The organism is Pseudomonas sp. FP2309, assembly GCF_030687575.1.
Taxonomy (GTDB): Bacteria; Pseudomonadota; Gammaproteobacteria; order Pseudomonadales; family Pseudomonadaceae; genus Aquipseudomonas.
Window position 1 is genome coordinate 908,533 of sequence record NZ_CP117439.1, and the last position, 14,343, is coordinate 922,875.

The 14,343-nt window shown below is 60.5% G+C and carries 12 protein-coding genes; 1 reads left to right on the forward strand and 11 read right to left on the reverse strand.

The features are described from left to right. Positions 1-28 precede the first annotated feature (28 nt). From PSH59_RS04030 to PSH59_RS04050, 5 genes are all read right to left on the reverse strand, one after another. Positions 29-1,192, reverse strand: coding sequence for a type III PLP-dependent enzyme (locus tag PSH59_RS04030; RefSeq protein WP_014716890.1), 1,164 nt, complete (start codon positions 1,190-1,192; stop codon positions 29-31). A 415-nt stretch (positions 1,193-1,607) separates the two neighbouring features. Beyond that, positions 1,608-2,765, reverse strand: a complete 1,158-nt coding sequence (locus PSH59_RS04035) for a betaine/proline/choline family ABC transporter ATP-binding protein (RefSeq protein WP_248075194.1) — start codon at positions 2,763-2,765, stop codon at positions 1,608-1,610. Beyond that, positions 2,762-3,415, reverse strand: a complete 654-nt coding sequence (locus PSH59_RS04040) for an ABC transporter permease (protein WP_078731538.1) — start codon at positions 3,413-3,415, stop codon at positions 2,762-2,764. Before PSH59_RS04040 ends, PSH59_RS04035 begins: the two co-directional genes overlap by 4 nt. A gap of 12 nt (positions 3,416-3,427) precedes the next feature. Beyond that, entirely contained in the window at positions 3,428-4,321 is an 894-nt protein-coding gene (locus PSH59_RS04045; protein ID WP_248075195.1) for a glycine betaine ABC transporter substrate-binding protein, read from the reverse strand. 37 nt (positions 4,322-4,358) lie between these two features. Further along, positions 4,359-5,075 (reverse strand): ABC transporter permease, encoded by a 717-nt coding sequence (locus tag PSH59_RS04050; protein ID WP_027604862.1) that lies wholly within the window; start codon positions 5,073-5,075, stop codon positions 4,359-4,361. 330 nt (positions 5,076-5,405) lie between these two features. Between PSH59_RS04050 and PSH59_RS04055 the strand changes: the two genes are divergently transcribed. Next, positions 5,406-6,989 carry a peptide chain release factor 3 gene (locus PSH59_RS04055; RefSeq protein ID WP_248075196.1) on the forward strand — a complete coding sequence of 528 codons (1,584 nt, stop codon included), beginning with the start codon at positions 5,406-5,408 and terminating at the stop codon, positions 6,987-6,989. Positions 6,990-7,263: 274 nt separating this feature from the next. Here PSH59_RS04055 and PSH59_RS04060 read toward each other — a convergent pair whose 3' ends face one another. From PSH59_RS04060 to PSH59_RS04085, 6 genes are all read right to left on the reverse strand, one after another. Next, positions 7,264-8,235 (reverse strand): peptide ABC transporter ATP-binding protein, encoded by a 972-nt coding sequence (locus PSH59_RS04060; RefSeq protein WP_248075197.1) that lies wholly within the window; start codon positions 8,233-8,235, stop codon positions 7,264-7,266. Continuing rightward, positions 8,235-9,203 (reverse strand): ABC transporter ATP-binding protein, encoded by a 969-nt coding sequence (locus PSH59_RS04065; protein WP_058423035.1) that lies wholly within the window; start codon positions 9,201-9,203, stop codon positions 8,235-8,237. Before PSH59_RS04065 ends, PSH59_RS04060 begins: the two co-directional genes overlap by 1 nt. A 10-nt stretch (positions 9,204-9,213) precedes the next feature. After that, the gene (locus tag PSH59_RS04070) at positions 9,214-10,125 is read right to left on the reverse strand and encodes an ABC transporter permease subunit (RefSeq protein WP_004372295.1); all 912 of its coding nucleotides are present in this window, start codon (positions 10,123-10,125) and stop codon (positions 9,214-9,216) included. 10 nt (positions 10,126-10,135) lie between these two features. Further along, entirely contained in the window at positions 10,136-11,146 is a 1,011-nt protein-coding gene (locus PSH59_RS04075; protein WP_003171721.1) for an ABC transporter permease subunit, read from the reverse strand. A 76-nt stretch (positions 11,147-11,222) separates the two neighbouring features. Beyond that, positions 11,223-12,821, reverse strand: a complete 1,599-nt coding sequence (locus PSH59_RS04080) for an ABC transporter substrate-binding protein (protein WP_305394364.1) — start codon at positions 12,819-12,821, stop codon at positions 11,223-11,225. A gap of 81 nt (positions 12,822-12,902) precedes the next feature. Next, the gene (locus PSH59_RS04085) at positions 12,903-14,300 is read right to left on the reverse strand and encodes an OprD family porin (protein ID WP_186688235.1); all 1,398 of its coding nucleotides are present in this window, start codon (positions 14,298-14,300) and stop codon (positions 12,903-12,905) included. Positions 14,301-14,343 lie beyond the last annotated feature (43 nt).

Here is a 14,343-nt window from a genome sequence, read left to right on the forward strand (position 1 = left end):
CGTCATGGGTTTTTTATGAGCCGCTTACTTACACGTAGAACGACTTCAACGGTGGGAAACCGTTGAATTCAACTGCGCTGTAGCTGGTGGTGTAGGCACCGGTGGACAACCAATACAAACGGTCACCGATCGCCAGGTTCAGCGGCAGGCCGTACTTGTAGTTTTCGTACATGATGTCGGCGCTGTCACAGGTAGGACCGGCGATAACCACTTCTTCCATCTCGCCTTTTTTCTCGGTCCAGATCGGGAACTTGATGGCTTCGTCCATGGTTTCGATCAGGCCGGAGAACTTGCCCACGTCCGTGTACACCCAACGCTCGACGGCGGTGCGGGATTTACGCGCGACCAGCACCACTTCGCTGACCAGGATACCGGCGTTGGCGATCAACGAACGGCCCGGCTCCAGGATGATTTCCGGCAGGTCGTCGCCGAAGTCTTCCTTGAGGAAGCGAATGATTTCTTCGGCGTAGGTTTCCAGGCTGTTGGTGCGGGTGATGTAGTTGGCCGGGAAGCCGCCGCCCATGTTGATCAGCTTGAGGTGGATGCCGTCTTCTTCCTTCAGGCGTTCGAAGATCACTTTGACCTTGGCGATCGCCGCGTCCCACACGCTGATATCGCGCTGTTGCGAGCCGACGTGGAAGGAAATGCCGTAAGGCACCAGGCCCAGGTCACGGGCCAGGATCAGCAGGTCCATGGCCATGTCGGTCTGGCAGCCGAATTTGCGCGACAAAGGCCAGTCAGCCGTGGTCGAGCCTTCGGTGAGGATACGCACATACACTTTCGAACCCGGTGCGGCCTTGGCGATGTTGCGCAGGTCGGCTTCGGAGTCGGTGGAGAACAGGCGCACGCCTTTCTCGTAGAAGTAGCGGATGTCCTTGGATTTCTTGATGGTGTTGCCGTAGCTGATACGGTCGGCGCTGACGCCACGGTCCATGACCTTGTCCAGCTCATAGATCGAAGCGATGTCGAAGCTCGAACCTTTGTCTTTGAGCAGGTCGATGATCTCGACGGCCGGGTTGGCCTTGACGGCGTAATACACCTTGGCGAATTCGAAACCGGCGCGCAGGTCATCGTAGGCCTGGCTGATCATCGCGGTGTCGATTACCACGAACGGGGTTTCTTGCTTGTCGGCAAACGCCTTCATTTTGTCAAAAGTGGCGCGTGCGAAATAGTCTTCGACGTTGATCGACATGCTGGGAACTCCTAAGGGCAAACTGAAATTAGCAATGGGTGCAAATGAACGTCCTCCGTATCCCCACTTTGGTTCGCCTACTTCCCAAGGCATGTCGCCGAAAGCAAAAAGGCCATGGGAATTACCGCTTCCCTTGGCCTTGCTGTCTCGTCGTCAGTACTTGAGCCGGATGGATCGTTTCCAGCATGGACGTTCGGCGCGAACTTTAGGGCTTGATGGGCGTGGGATCAACTAAAAATGTCGCGTTTTTGCACGCGTTCGTCGCGCGGCCGCGTGCAGCTACTTATGTAACCGACCGGTGTGACGGATTGATGTTCCCCCGATGGGGCAAATCGACGGTATTTCCCTGACACACGGGAGGCCCAATGTGGGAGGGGCATGCCCCCTTCCACATTTTGAACGGCGTCGTGTCAGATCAGGCGAGGGCGGTTTCGGCGGGCGAGACGATGCTGGTCTTGCCCCCACGGGACTTACCGGAGCTCAGGTACTCGGCGATCGACTCCTGGGTCACTTCGCCCAGGAACACCCGCTCGGCATCCATCACCGGCAGCCACGAGCGGTTGAACTCGTACATGCGCGACAGCAGGATGCGCAAGTGCTCGTCATACGCCGCGGTGGCGTTGAACTCGCGCAGGTACTGGCTGCAAGTACCGGTCTGACGGTGCAGGTCACGGCGTCGTACATAGCCCAGCGCCTTGTTCTCGGCGCAGGTGACCACCACGTAGCGGCGGTCGGTTTCGTCCATCAGTTCCAGGGCATCGGCTACCGGGGTTTCCGGGCTTACCGACGGGGCGTTGTCCGCCGCGTCTTCGGCCTTCACCAGCAGCAGGCGCTTGAGGGTGCTGTCCTGGCCCACGAAGTTGCTGACGAACTCGTCCGCCGGGTGCGCCAGCAGCGTGTCGGGGTGATCGATCTGCAGCAGCTTGCCGGCGCGGAAAATCGCAATCTTGTCACCCAGCTTGATCGCTTCGTCGATGTCGTGGCTGACCATGATCACGGTCTTGTTCAGCGCGCGTTGCATCTCGAAGAACTCGTTCTGGATCATCTCGCGGTTGATCGGGTCGACCGCGCCGAACGGCTCGTCCATCAGCAACAACGGCGCATCGGCCGCCAGGGCGCGGATCACGCCGATACGCTGTTGCTGGCCACCGGACAATTCACGCGGGTAGCGGTGCAGGTACTGCTTGGGTTCGAGCTTGATCATGCTCATCAGCTCGCGGGCGCGGTCGTGGCATTTCTGTTTGTCCCAGCCCAGCAGTTTGGGCACCACCACGATGTTTTCCTCGATGGTCATGTTGGGGAACAGACCGATCTGCTGGATCACGTAGCCGATGTTGCGACGCAGGGTCACTTCGTCGAGGTCGGTGGTGTCTTCGCCGTTGATCAGGATCTTGCCCGAGGTGGGCTTGATCAGGCGGTTGATCATTTTCAGCGTGGTGCTTTTGCCGCAGCCCGAGGGACCGAGGAACACGCAAATTTCGCCTTCATTGACGGTCAGGCTTACGTCGTTAACGGCAGTCACGGTTTTGCCGTTGCTTTGAAAAGTCTTGGACAGGTTTTGAAGTTCGATCATTTGAGTAATCCTTTTGGAGTCAGCGAGCGTTGCAACCACTGCAGAAGCAAGTCGGCGAAGATGGCCAGGAGACTGACCAGCACGGCGCCGACGATCAGCATCGACATGTCGCTGCGGCTGATGGAAGCCAGAATAAGTACACCCAGGCCACCGGCGCCGATGGTGGCGGCGATGGTCATCACGCCGATGTTCATCACCACGGCGGTGCGCACACCGGCGAGGATCACCGGCACGGCGATGGGCAGCTCGACCATGCGCAGGCGCTGGCCGAAGGTCATGCCAATGCCCTTGGCCGCCTCGCGAATGCCCGGCTCTACGCCGGTAAGCGCCAGGTAGGTGTTACGCATGATTGGCAACAGGGAGTAGAGGAACACGGCGGTGATCGCCGGCATCGGCCCCAGGCCTTGGCCGAACTTGGAGTAGAACGGCAGCAGCAGGCCGAACAGCGCGATGGACGGCACGGTCAGCAGCACCGTGGCGCTGGCCTGCAACGGGCCCGCCAGGGTCGGGTAGCGCGTCATCAGGATGCCCAGGGGCACGCCGATGAAAATCGCCAGGATCACGGCGATGCCGACCAGGGTGATGTGCTGCCAGGTCAGGTGCAGAACTTGGGCCCAATCAAGATGGGAAAAGGCGTTCAGAAATTCCATGTCTTCTCCTCGTTAGTTGATCGGATGTTGGCGCAGGAAGTCTGCGGCGACAGCGGACGGGCTTTCATGGCCGACGTCGACCCGCGCGTTCAACTGGCGCATGGTTTCGTCGTCGAACAGATTGGCCAGCGGCTTGAGCTCGGCGGCCAGCTGCGGATGCTTGTCGAGGTATTCCTGGCGGATCACGGGGGCGGCGGTGTAGTCCGGGAAGTAGTGTTTGTCGTCTGCCAGCAGCTTCAATTTGAAGGCATTCAAGCGACCGTCGGTGGTGTAGACCAGGCCGGCGAACACTTGCCCGTTACGCAGCGCGGTGTACACCAGTCCGGCGTCCATCTGCCGAGTGTTTTCGCGGGTGAGGTTCATGTCGTATCGCTTGACCATGCCGGCCAGGCCGTCGGAGCGATTGGCGAACTCGGTGTCCAGGGCCACCAGACGGTGTTCCTTGGTGTCTTGCGCCATGGCTGTGGTGAGGTCGCTGATGCTGTTGATCTCAGGATGTTCCTTGGCCACTTTCTCGGGCAGCGCCAGGGCGTAAGTGTTGCTGAAACGCGACGGAGCGAGCCAGACCAGGCCTTTTTTCGCATCGAGTTCTTTCACTCGAGCGTAGGACTGTTCGCTGTCGAGCTTCTCGTCGATATGGTTGTAGGCCACCAGCGACACACCGGTGTATTCCCAGAGCATGTCCAGTTGCCCGCTTTCCTGGGCACTGCGCGCCAGGTTGCTGCCCAGGCCGCCGGTCACCTGGGTGTCGTAGCCCTTGGTGCGCAGGTACTGGGAGGTGATTTCGGCCAGCAGGGTCTGTTCGGTGAACACCCGGGCGCCGATGCGGATTACCGGTTTTTCGGCGGCTTGCGCGATACCTGCAAACAGCAGGACGCAGCTCAATATCAAGGTCAGTTTTTTCATGTGTATTCCTGTTTCAGGCCTTAAACGCGGCCAAGCCTTAGGACGGACGCAACCCGCGTTCCAGCCAGAGGCGGCTGGCCATGGTCACCAGACCGTCGAGCAGCAACGCCAGCAACGCGGTGCACGCGGCGCCGAGCAGCAGTTGCGGCTGATTGTTCAGGGCGATGCCGGGGAAGATCAGGCTGCCCAGGCTGTTGGCACCAATCAGGAACGCCAGCGGTGCGGTACCGACGTTGATCGCCAGGGCCACGCGCACGCCGCCGATGATGATCGGCACGGCGTTGGGCAATTCCACGCGAAACAGCACCTGACGCGGGGTCATGCCGATGCCGGTGGCGGCTTCCTTGAGGGAACCCTGCACGTTTTTCAGGCCTTCGTAGGTGTTACGCACGATGGGCAGGAGGGAGGCGAGGAACAGCGCGAAGATGGCCGGGCCACTGCCGATGCCAAGAACGCCGAGAGCGATGGCCAGTACGGCCAGGGGCGGGACGGTGTTGCCGATGTTGAAGATCTGCATGAAGCGTTCTGCGCGCCCGACCATATTCGGTCGGCTGAGCAGGATACCGGCGGGAATCCCTACAACAAGGGCGGCCAGCATGGAGACTAGAACGAGGATCAGGTGTGCTTGCAGGTAAAACAACAAATCGTCGCGGTACAGTTCGATCGTGTTGATGCCGATCCAGTGGACCAGCAGGGCCAGGAGCGCGACGACAACCACGCCTCCTATCAGCCCTTTGCCATAGCGAATAGCCACAGGCGGACTCCTTTTTTCTTTTGTCGGCGAACACATTCTCCGGCGGCAGTGCCATTCCTGGCTGTCGGCGATTGGGTTCGCGAAAAGCAGCTCGTCGATACCGGCAATGCGGTATGTATCGAGCCATGAGCGCAGCCTCGTCAGGCTAACTTGCTGATTTATCAGCCCCTGTTCCGAGTGCGGTAGCAGGGGAGTGGACGTCTCTACCTTTTAAAAGGTTCCACACTTGGGAGCATTTAGCCACCCCCAATCGGGTGAACGGTGGTCCGGCGCCTGGGGTTTGCGCTATACTCGCCGCCCTTTTTTGACTCACCTGCCAGGCGATTTCCCATGACCCACCAGGCCGCCGAAGTCGCGAAACGCCGCACTTTCGCCATTATTTCCCACCCCGATGCCGGTAAGACCACCATCACCGAGAAGCTGTTGCTGATGGGCAAGGCAATCGCAGTGGCCGGCACGGTGAAGTCGCGCAAATCCGACCGCCATGCGACATCCGACTGGATGGAGATGGAAAAACAACGGGGTATCTCCATTACCACGTCGGTCATGCAATTCCCGTATCGCGACCACATGGTCAACCTGCTCGACACCCCAGGCCACGAAGACTTCTCCGAAGACACCTACCGCACCCTGACTGCGGTGGACTCGGCCTTGATGGTCCTCGACGGCGGTAAGGGCGTTGAGCCACGGACCATCGCGCTGATGGACGTGTGCCGCCTGCGTGACACGCCGATCGTCAGCTTCATCAACAAACTCGACCGCGACATTCGCGACCCTATCGAGCTGTTGGATGAGATCGAAGCCGTCCTGAAGATCAAGGCCGCGCCGATCACCTGGCCGATTGGTTGCTACCGCGACTTCAAGGGCGTGTACCACCTGGCCGACGACTACATCATTGTCTACACCGCCGGCCACGGGCATGAACGCACCGATGTGAAAATCATCGAGAAGCTCGACTCGGATGAAGCCCGCGCCCATCTGGGTGACGAGTACGACCGTTTTGTCGACCAGTTGGAACTGGTGCAGGGTGCCTGCCATGAGTTCAACCAGCAGGAATTCCTCGACGGCCAACTGACCCCGGTGTTCTTCGGTACCGCGTTGGGCAACTTCGGTGTCGACCACGTCCTCGATGCCGTGGTCGACTGGGCTCCGCGCCCGCTGGCGCGTGTGGCCAACGAACGTACGGTGGAGCCGGTCGAAGAAAAGTTCACCGGTTTCGTGTTCAAGATCCAGGCGAACATGGACCCCAAGCACCGCGACCGTATCGCGTTTATGCGTATCTGCTCCGGCCGCTACGAAAAGGGCATGAAGATGCGCCACGTGCGCACCGGCAAGGACGTGCGCATCGGCGATGCCCTGACGTTCTTCTCCTCCGAGCGTGAACAGCTCGAAGAAGCCTACGCCGGCGACATCATCGGCCTGCACAACCACGGCACCATCCAGATCGGCGACACCTTCACCGAAGGCGAGGCCCTGGGCTTTACCGGTATCCCGCACTTCGCCCCGGAGCTGTTCCGCCGCGTACGCCTGCGTGACCCGCTCAAGTCCAAACAATTGCGCCAGGGCTTGCAACAGTTGGCGGAAGAGGGCGCCACCCAGGTGTTCTTCCCCGAGCGCAGCAACGACATCATCCTCGGCGCCGTCGGTGTGCTGCAGTTCGATGTGGTCGCCAGCCGCCTGAAAGAGGAATACAAGGTTGAATGCTCCTACGAGCCGATCACCGTGTACTCCGCGCGCTGGATCGATTGCAGCGATAAGAAGAAGTTGGAAGAGTTTTCCAACAAGGCCGTGGAAAACCTGGCGGTCGATGGTGGCGGTCACCTGACCTACCTGGCCCCGACACGGGTCAACCTGGCGCTGATGGAAGAGCGCTGGCCGGATGTGAAATTCCGTGCGACGCGCGAACACCACTGATTTCTGAGCGCGACTGAACAAAAAAGTGGGAGGGGTGATCCCCTCCCACTTTTTTTTGGTCTCAAGCAGCCATGGGATGGGTGCGAATCCGGTATCCAAGTCGCCAAAAAGAAAACCCCTCCCGCCAGGCTGATGCGCAACCTGACGGGAAGGGCTGTAGAACGCATTGATCGTTCCCACGCTCTGCGTGGGAATGCCTCTTGTGACGCTCTGCGTCACGCTTTGGACGCAGAGCGTCCCGTGCTGCATTCCCACGCAGAGCGTGGGAACGAGATCAGGCGACGAATTGCTCCGCGTAGTGGCAAGCCACCTGGCGGTTGTCCAAGGTGCGCAGTTGCGGCTCCTCGGTGCTGCAGCGTGCCGTCGCATACGGGCAGCGCTTGTGGAAAGCGCAACCGGGCGGCGGGTTCAGGGGGTTAGGCAACTCGCCGACGATTTTGATCTTCGGTTTGTTCGGATCCGGATGAATGGTCGGTGTCGCCGACAGCAGCGCCTGGGTATAGGGATGCAGCGGGCGGGCGTAGATGTCTTCCTTGGGGCCGACCTCAACCGGGCGGCCGAGGTACATCACCATCACGTCATCGGCGACGTGTTGCACCACCGCGAGGTTGTGGGAGATGAACACGTAGGCGGTGTTGAATTCCTGCTGCAAATCCATGAACAGGTTGAGCACCTGGGCCTGGATCGACACGTCGAGTGCCGAGGTGGGTTCGTCCGCCACCAGCACTTTAGGTTGCAGCATCATGGCGCGAGCCAGGGCGATGCGCTGGCGCTGGCCGCCGGAGAACATATGCGGGTAGCGCTGATAATGCTCGGGGCGCAGGCCCACTTGCTTCATCATTGCCTGCACTTTTTCGCGGCGTTCGGCGGCGGACAGGTTGGTGTTGATCAGCAGCGGCTCGCCGAGTTGGTCACCGACCTTTTGCCGTGGGTTCAACGAGGCGTACGGGCTTTGGAACACCATCTGCACGTCTTTGCGCAGTTGCTTGCGCTGGGCCTTGTCGGCGCCAGCCACTTCCTGGCCGGCGATTTTCAGCGAGCCGGAGGACGGTTCTTCGATCAGCGTCAGCGCACGGGCCAGGGTGGATTTGCCGCACCCGGATTCGCCGACGACCGCCAGGGTCTTGCCGGCTTCCAGTTCGAAGGACACGCCATTAAGCGCGCGCACCAAGGCGTGGCCCTTGAACAGGCCACGGGACACTTCGTAGTGACGGGTGAGGTCGCGGGCGGTAAGAACGACGGCCATTACGCCACCTCCTGGTTCAAGGGGTAGAAGCAGCGCGCGAGGCTGTTGGTTTTGGGATCAAGGCCGGGGCGCTGGGCACGGCAGGATTCCTGCACGTACGGGCAACGCGGCGACAGCAGGCAACCCTGCGGGCGGTCATAACGACCCGGCACGATGCCGGGCAGTGTGGCCAGACGCGTGGCGCCGAGGCTGTGTTCCGGGATCGCCTTGAGCAGCGCTTCGCTGTAAGGGTGTGCCGGAATATCGAACAGTTGCGGCACCTGGCCGACTTCCACGGCCTGGCCGGCGTACATCACGCACACGCGCTGGGCGGTTTCGGCCACCACCGCGAGGTCGTGGGTGATCAGCACCAGGCCCATGTTCTGCTCTTTTTGCAGAGCCAACAGCAGGTCCATGATCTGCGCCTGAATCGTGACGTCCAACGCGGTGGTCGGTTCATCGGCGATCAGCAGTTTCGGCTCGCCGGCAATGGCCATGGCGATTGCAACGCGTTGGCTCATGCCGCCGGACAGTTGGTGCGGGTAGGCGTCCATACGGCTGGCAGCGCCTGGGATTTCCACCTTTTCCAACAGTTCGATGGCACGCTTGCGCGCTTGCTTGCCGGACATTTTCAGGTGCAGGCGCAGCACTTCTTCAATCTGGAACCCCACGGTGTAGCTGGGGTTCAGCGCGGTCATCGGGTCCTGGAACACCATCGCCAGGTCTTTGCCGACGATCTGGCGGCGTTGGCGGTTGCTCAGCTTGAGCATGTCCTTGCCGTCGAAGTTCAGCGCGTCGGCGGTGACGATGCCGGGGTGCTCGATCAGGCCCATCAGCGCCATCATGGTCACGGATTTACCCGAGCCCGACTCGCCAACGATCGCCAGCACTTCGCCTTTGTCGACAGAAATGTCGAGGCCATCGACCACCGGCACGGCGGTCTTGTCGCCGAAGCGAACATTGAGATTCTTGATTTCTAACAGTGACATGGGAATCTCCTCAGGCGGCGTTCTTGAGTTTCGGGTCCAGCGCATCGCGCAAACCGTCGCCCATCAAGTTGATTGCCAGCACGCTGAGCAAAATGGTCAAACCAGGCAGGCTCACCACCCACCAGGCGCGTTCGATGTAGTCACGGGCCGATGCCAGCATGGTGCCCCACTCCGGGGTTGGCGGTTGTACGCCAAGGCCAAGGAAGCCCAGGGCCGCAGCATCAAGGATCGCCGAAGAGAAGCTCAGGGTGGCCTGGACAATCAGCGGCGCCATGCAGTTGGGCAGCACGGTGATGAACATCAGGCGTGGCAGGCCGGCACCGGCCAGGCGCGCGGCGGTCACGTAGTCGCGGTTCAGTTCGCCCATCACCGCAGCACGGGTCAGACGCACGTAGGACGGCAGCGAGACGATCGCAATGGCGATCACGGTGTTGATCAGGCCAGGGCCGAGGATCGCGACGATGGCAACGGCCAGCAGCAGCGATGGCAGGGCCAGCATGATGTCCATCAGGCGCATGATGGTCGGGCCGAGCAGGCGCGGGAAGAACCCGGCGAACAGACCCAGCAGGATGCCCGGGATCAGCGACATCACCACCGACGACAAACCGATCAGCAACGACAGGCGTGAGCCCTGGATCAGGCGCGACAGCAGGTCACGGCCCAGCTCGTCGGTGCCGAGCAGGAACTGGATCTGCCCGCCTTCGAGCCACGACGGCGGGGTCAGCAGGAAGTCGCGGTACTGCTCGCTGGGGTTATGGGGGGCAACCCACGGCGCGAAGATCGCGCAGAACACGATCAGCAACATGAACGCCAGGCCGGCAACCGCGCCTTTGTTCTTGGAGAAGGCTTGCCAGAATTCTTTGTACGGGGACGGGTACAGCAGGCTTTGATCGACTGCTGACGCTTGTGTAGGTGTGGTCATAGTCATGATCTCAACGCTGGTGACGGATGCGGGGGTTGGCGAAGCCGTAGAGGATATCCACCACGAAGTTCACCAGGATCACCAGGCAGGCGATCAGCAGAATGCCGTTCTGCACCACCGGGTAGTCACGCGCGCCAATGGCTTCGATCAGCCATTTGCCGATGCCGGGCCACGAGAAGATGGTTTCGGTGAGGACCGCACCGGCCAACAGGGTGCCGACTTGCAGGCCGACCACGGTGAGCACCGGGATCAGTGCGTTACGCAGGCCGTGTACGAACACCACGCGTGCCGGCGACAGGCCTTTGGCCTTGGCGGTGCGGATGTAGTCTTCGCGCAGCACTTCGAGCATGGATGAACGGGTCATCCGCGCAATCACCGCCAGCGGGATAGTGCCGAGCACGATGGCCGGCAGGATCAGGTGGTGCAGTGCGTCCCAGAATGCGTCCGGCTCGTCAGCCAGCAGGGTGTCGATCAGCATGAAGCCGGTGCGCGGCTCGATGTCGTAGAGCAGGTCGATGCGCCCGGAAACCGGGGTCCAGCCCAGGCTGACCGAGAAGAACATGATCAGGATCAGGCCCCACCAGAAGATCGGCATCGAGTACCCCGCCAGGGAGATACCCATCACCCCATGGTCGAACAGAGATCCTCGCTTCAGGGCCGCGATCACCCCGGCCAACAGGCCCAGGATGCCGGCGAACAGCAGCGCGGCCATGGACAGTTCCAGGGTCGCGGGGAAGAGGGCGGTGAATTCGGTCCACACGCTGGTGCGCGTGCGCAGCGATTCGCCAAGGTCGCCTTGGGCGAGCTTGCCGACGTAATCCAGGTATTGCGCATACAGCGGCTTGTTAAGGCCGAGGCGTTCCATTGCCTGTGCGTGCATCTCGGGGTCGACGCGCCGCTCGCCCATCATCACTTCGACGGGGTCGCCAGGGATCATGCGTATCAACGCAAACGTGAGCAACGTGATGCCGAAAAACGTGGGGATCAATAACCCCAGTCGGCGGGCAATAAAACTAAACATCTTGGTGTGTACCTCAATCAGCCGGTTAGGCAGGTTCGGCGCCGCCTCTGTGGGCGGCGCCGAGCGTTTCTCTTATTTACTTCACCTGGGTGGTGGCGAAGTTATTAGTGGTCAGAGGGCTTTGGGTATAACCCTCGACGTTTTTACGCATGGCGGTGAACATTTTCGGGTAAGCCATGGGAATCCATGGTTGGTCCTTGGCGAAAACATCCAGTGCTTGTTGATAGAGTGCGGCGCGTTCCTGGGGTTCAGCATCGGCACGCGCCTTGTCGATCAAGTCCTGAAACTCTTTGTTACACCAGCGTGCGTAGTTTTCGCCGTTTTTGGCAGCATCGCAACTCAGGTTTGGCGTGAGGAAGTTATCCGGGTCGCCGTTGTCACCGGCCCAGCCGGCAGACACCATGTCGTGCTCGCCGGCTTTGGCGCGCTTGAGCATTTCGCCCCATTCCATGACCTTGATGTTGACCTTCAGGCCGATCTGCGCCAGGTCCGCTTGCATGCGCTGGGCGCCAAGCATCGGGTTAGGGTTGGTCGGGCCGCCGCCGTTACGGGTGAACAGGGTGAACTCGGTGCCTTCCGGTACGCCGGCTTCCTTGAGCAGGGCACGGGCCTTGTCCAGGTCGCGCTCAGGGTTTTTCAGCTTATCGTTGAAGCCCAGCAGGGTCGGCGGATACGGGCCGGTGGCGTCGACCGCGTTGCCTTTGCCGTATAGGGACTCGTTATAGCCTTTTTTGTCGAACGCGATGTTGATCGCGTGGCGCACCCGCGCGTCGCTCATGTACTTGTGGGTGGTGTTCAGGGCGGTATAGGCGGTGGTCATCGCCGCCAGTTCCGCGACTTTCAGGTTCGGGTCGGCCTTCATGCTCGGCACGTCATCGGGCTTGGGGTACAGCGCGATCTGGCACTCGTTGGCTTTGAGCTTCTGCAGGCGCACGTTGTTGTCGGTGGTAATCGCCAGGATCAGCGGATCGGCCGGCGGCTTGCCACGGAAGTACTCCGGGTTGGCCTTGAAGCGCACCTGGGCGTCTTTGGCGTAGCGGGTGAAGATAAACGGCCCGGTGCCGATCGGCTTGGCGTTCAAGTCATCGGTCTTGCCGGACTTGAGCAACTGATCGGCGTATTCGGCGGAGTGGATCGAGGAAAACGCCATGGCCAGGTCGGCCAGGAACGGTGCTTCAGGACGGGTCAGGGTAAAGACGACGGTGTGATCGTCGGTCTTGGTTACGCTCTTGAGCAGTTCCTTGAAGCCCATGCTTTCGAAGTACGGGTAGCCCACGTTGGACTTGTTGTGCCACGGGTGTTTCGGGTCCAACTGGCGCTGGAAGCTCCAAAGCACGTCGTCGGCATTCAGGTTGCGCGTGGGTTTGAAATAGTCGGTGGTGTGGAACTTGATGTCGTCACGCAGGTGAAAGGTGTAAGTCAGGCCATCGGCGCTGATCTCGGGCAGGTCTTTGGCCAGCGCGGGAACGACTTCGGTGGTGCCGGGCTTGAAGTCCACCAGACGGTTGAACATGGTTTCGGCGGCGGCGTCAGCGGTCACGGCCGTGGTGTACAGGACCGGGTCAAAACCTTCCGGGCTGGCTTCGGTGCAGACCACCAGTGGTTTGGCCGAAACGCCGATCGCCACGCTCAACAGCGCGGCAGCCATGGCGGCTTGTAGCGGGAGCATTTTCATTCGGAACCCTCTGCAATCGATGGGACCAGTAAAAACGTAGACGGCGGGCTCGTCCTGAGCCCGCCGTTTACCTGGCGCTAATTAAAGAATGTTGAACGGGATGGTGGTGACCAGACGGAACTCTTTGATGTTGCCGTCAGCTTGTTGCGCGCTGGCGCGGTGAGTCACGTAGGTGCCACGGATGGTAGTGGCCTTGAGTGGGCCGCTCTGAATCGCGTAGGACGTACCAACGCCGTATTCCTGGTGTTTCTCGCCGTCCATCAGGCGCAGGTCGCTGCGGCTTTCACCCGCGGTACCGTAGGCGGTACCGTTGTAGTGAGTACCGTCGATGCCCCAGCCGCGAGCCGAGTAAACGTTGAACTTCAGGCCTGGCACACCGTATTCGGCCATGTTGATGCCGTAGGCGATCTGGAAGGACTTCTCGTTCGGGCTGTTGAAGTCAGAGGTCAGGGAGTTGGCCAGGTAGATGCCGTTGGTTTCGTGCAGGTAGTCGAAGTACTCGTCACCGTTCACTTCCTGGTACGAGAAGGTCAGGCTATGAGCCTGGTGGGTCAGACCCAGGGACAACGAGTACGTATCGTTGTCGATGTTGCCCATCTTCTTGCTGCCGGTGTCGGTGGTCTTGTAGTAGTTCAGGCCAGTGGTCAGTGCCAGGGTCTGTGCATCACCCAATTCGTGGGTGGCACCGAAGTAGTACTGGTTCCAGAAGTCTTCGACGTTAGCCGCGAACACGCTGGTCTTCAGGCTCTTGAACGGCTGGTAGTTGAAGCCCAGGGTTTTGACCTTGTCGGTTTCCTGGCCATTGCCGTACTCGGAACGGAATTTCGACAGGCTTTGTTCGGTACGCGGCGAAACGCGATCGAAGATACCGCCCTGGAACGACAGGTTGCTCAGCTCTTCGCTGTTGAAGCTCACACCCTCGAAGCTCGAAGGCAGGGCACGGTTGCCGATGGTGTCGACGATGCCGCTGCTGAAGTTCTGGCGACCGGCGGTCAAGGTGGTGTTCGAGACACGGAACTTCACGTTGGCCAGGCCCAGCTTGCTCCACTGGTTAACGGCATCGCCGTCGGAGTCGGCCAGGGTACGGTTGGAGCCGTTCTTGATGTCACGCCGGCTGGCATCCAGCACGATGGCGTTGTAGGCGGCAACTTCGGTCGCAACGCCAACGGTGCCTTGGGTAAAGCCTGAGGAATAGTTCAGGATGGTGCCTTGCACCCAGTTCTCGCGGCGCGAGTCCTGAAGGGTTTGATTATGTTTTGTATAGCTGAATTTTTGACCACGGAACCGTTGTTCGCTGGAGTACCAGTTACGCGTGGTACCGCCCAGGCTTTGACCGTCGATAAAGCCCTTGGCCTCGCTTTGCGCGCTGGTGCCGGCCAGTGTGGTCGGAACGAAGTCCTGGCTGGCGGGTTCAGCATAGGCGGTTGCCGTGATGCTGCTGATGGCCAGGGCCAGAAGCGCTTTGCTGCTCAGTTTCATGTGTGAAGCTCCTTTGGTTCTCTTTTTAATGCCGGTCTTTTTT

Excerpts from the sequence above, each read along its gene's own strand:
- PSH59_RS04030 (WP_014716890.1), bottom strand. The coding sequence starts at position 1,192 with ATGTCGATCAACGTCGAAGACTATTTCGCACGCGCCACTTTTGACAAA.
- PSH59_RS04035 (WP_248075194.1), bottom strand. The coding sequence starts at position 2,765 with ATGATCGAACTTCAAAACCTGTCCAAGACTTTTCAAAGCAACGGCAAA.
- PSH59_RS04040 (WP_078731538.1), bottom strand. The coding sequence starts at position 3,415 with ATGGAATTTCTGAACGCCTTTTCCCATCTTGATTGGGCCCAAGTTCTG.
- PSH59_RS04045 (WP_248075195.1), bottom strand. The coding sequence starts at position 4,321 with ATGAAAAAACTGACCTTGATATTGAGCTGCGTCCTGCTGTTTGCAGGT.
- PSH59_RS04055 (WP_248075196.1), top strand. The coding sequence starts at position 5,406 with ATGACCCACCAGGCCGCCGAAGTCGCGAAACGCCGCACTTTCGCCATT.
- PSH59_RS04060 (WP_248075197.1), bottom strand. The coding sequence starts at position 8,235 with ATGGCCGTCGTTCTTACCGCCCGCGACCTCACCCGTCACTACGAAGTG.
- PSH59_RS04065 (WP_058423035.1), bottom strand. The coding sequence starts at position 9,203 with ATGTCACTGTTAGAAATCAAGAATCTCAATGTTCGCTTCGGCGACAAG.
- PSH59_RS04070 (WP_004372295.1), bottom strand. The coding sequence starts at position 10,125 with ATGACCACACCTACACAAGCGTCAGCAGTCGATCAAAGCCTGCTGTAC.
- PSH59_RS04075 (WP_003171721.1), bottom strand. The coding sequence starts at position 11,146 with ATGTTTAGTTTTATTGCCCGCCGACTGGGGTTATTGATCCCCACGTTT.
- PSH59_RS04080 (WP_305394364.1), bottom strand. The coding sequence starts at position 12,821 with ATGAAAATGCTCCCGCTACAAGCCGCCATGGCTGCCGCGCTGTTGAGC.
- PSH59_RS04085 (WP_186688235.1), bottom strand. The coding sequence starts at position 14,300 with ATGAAACTGAGCAGCAAAGCGCTTCTGGCCCTGGCCATCAGCAGCATC.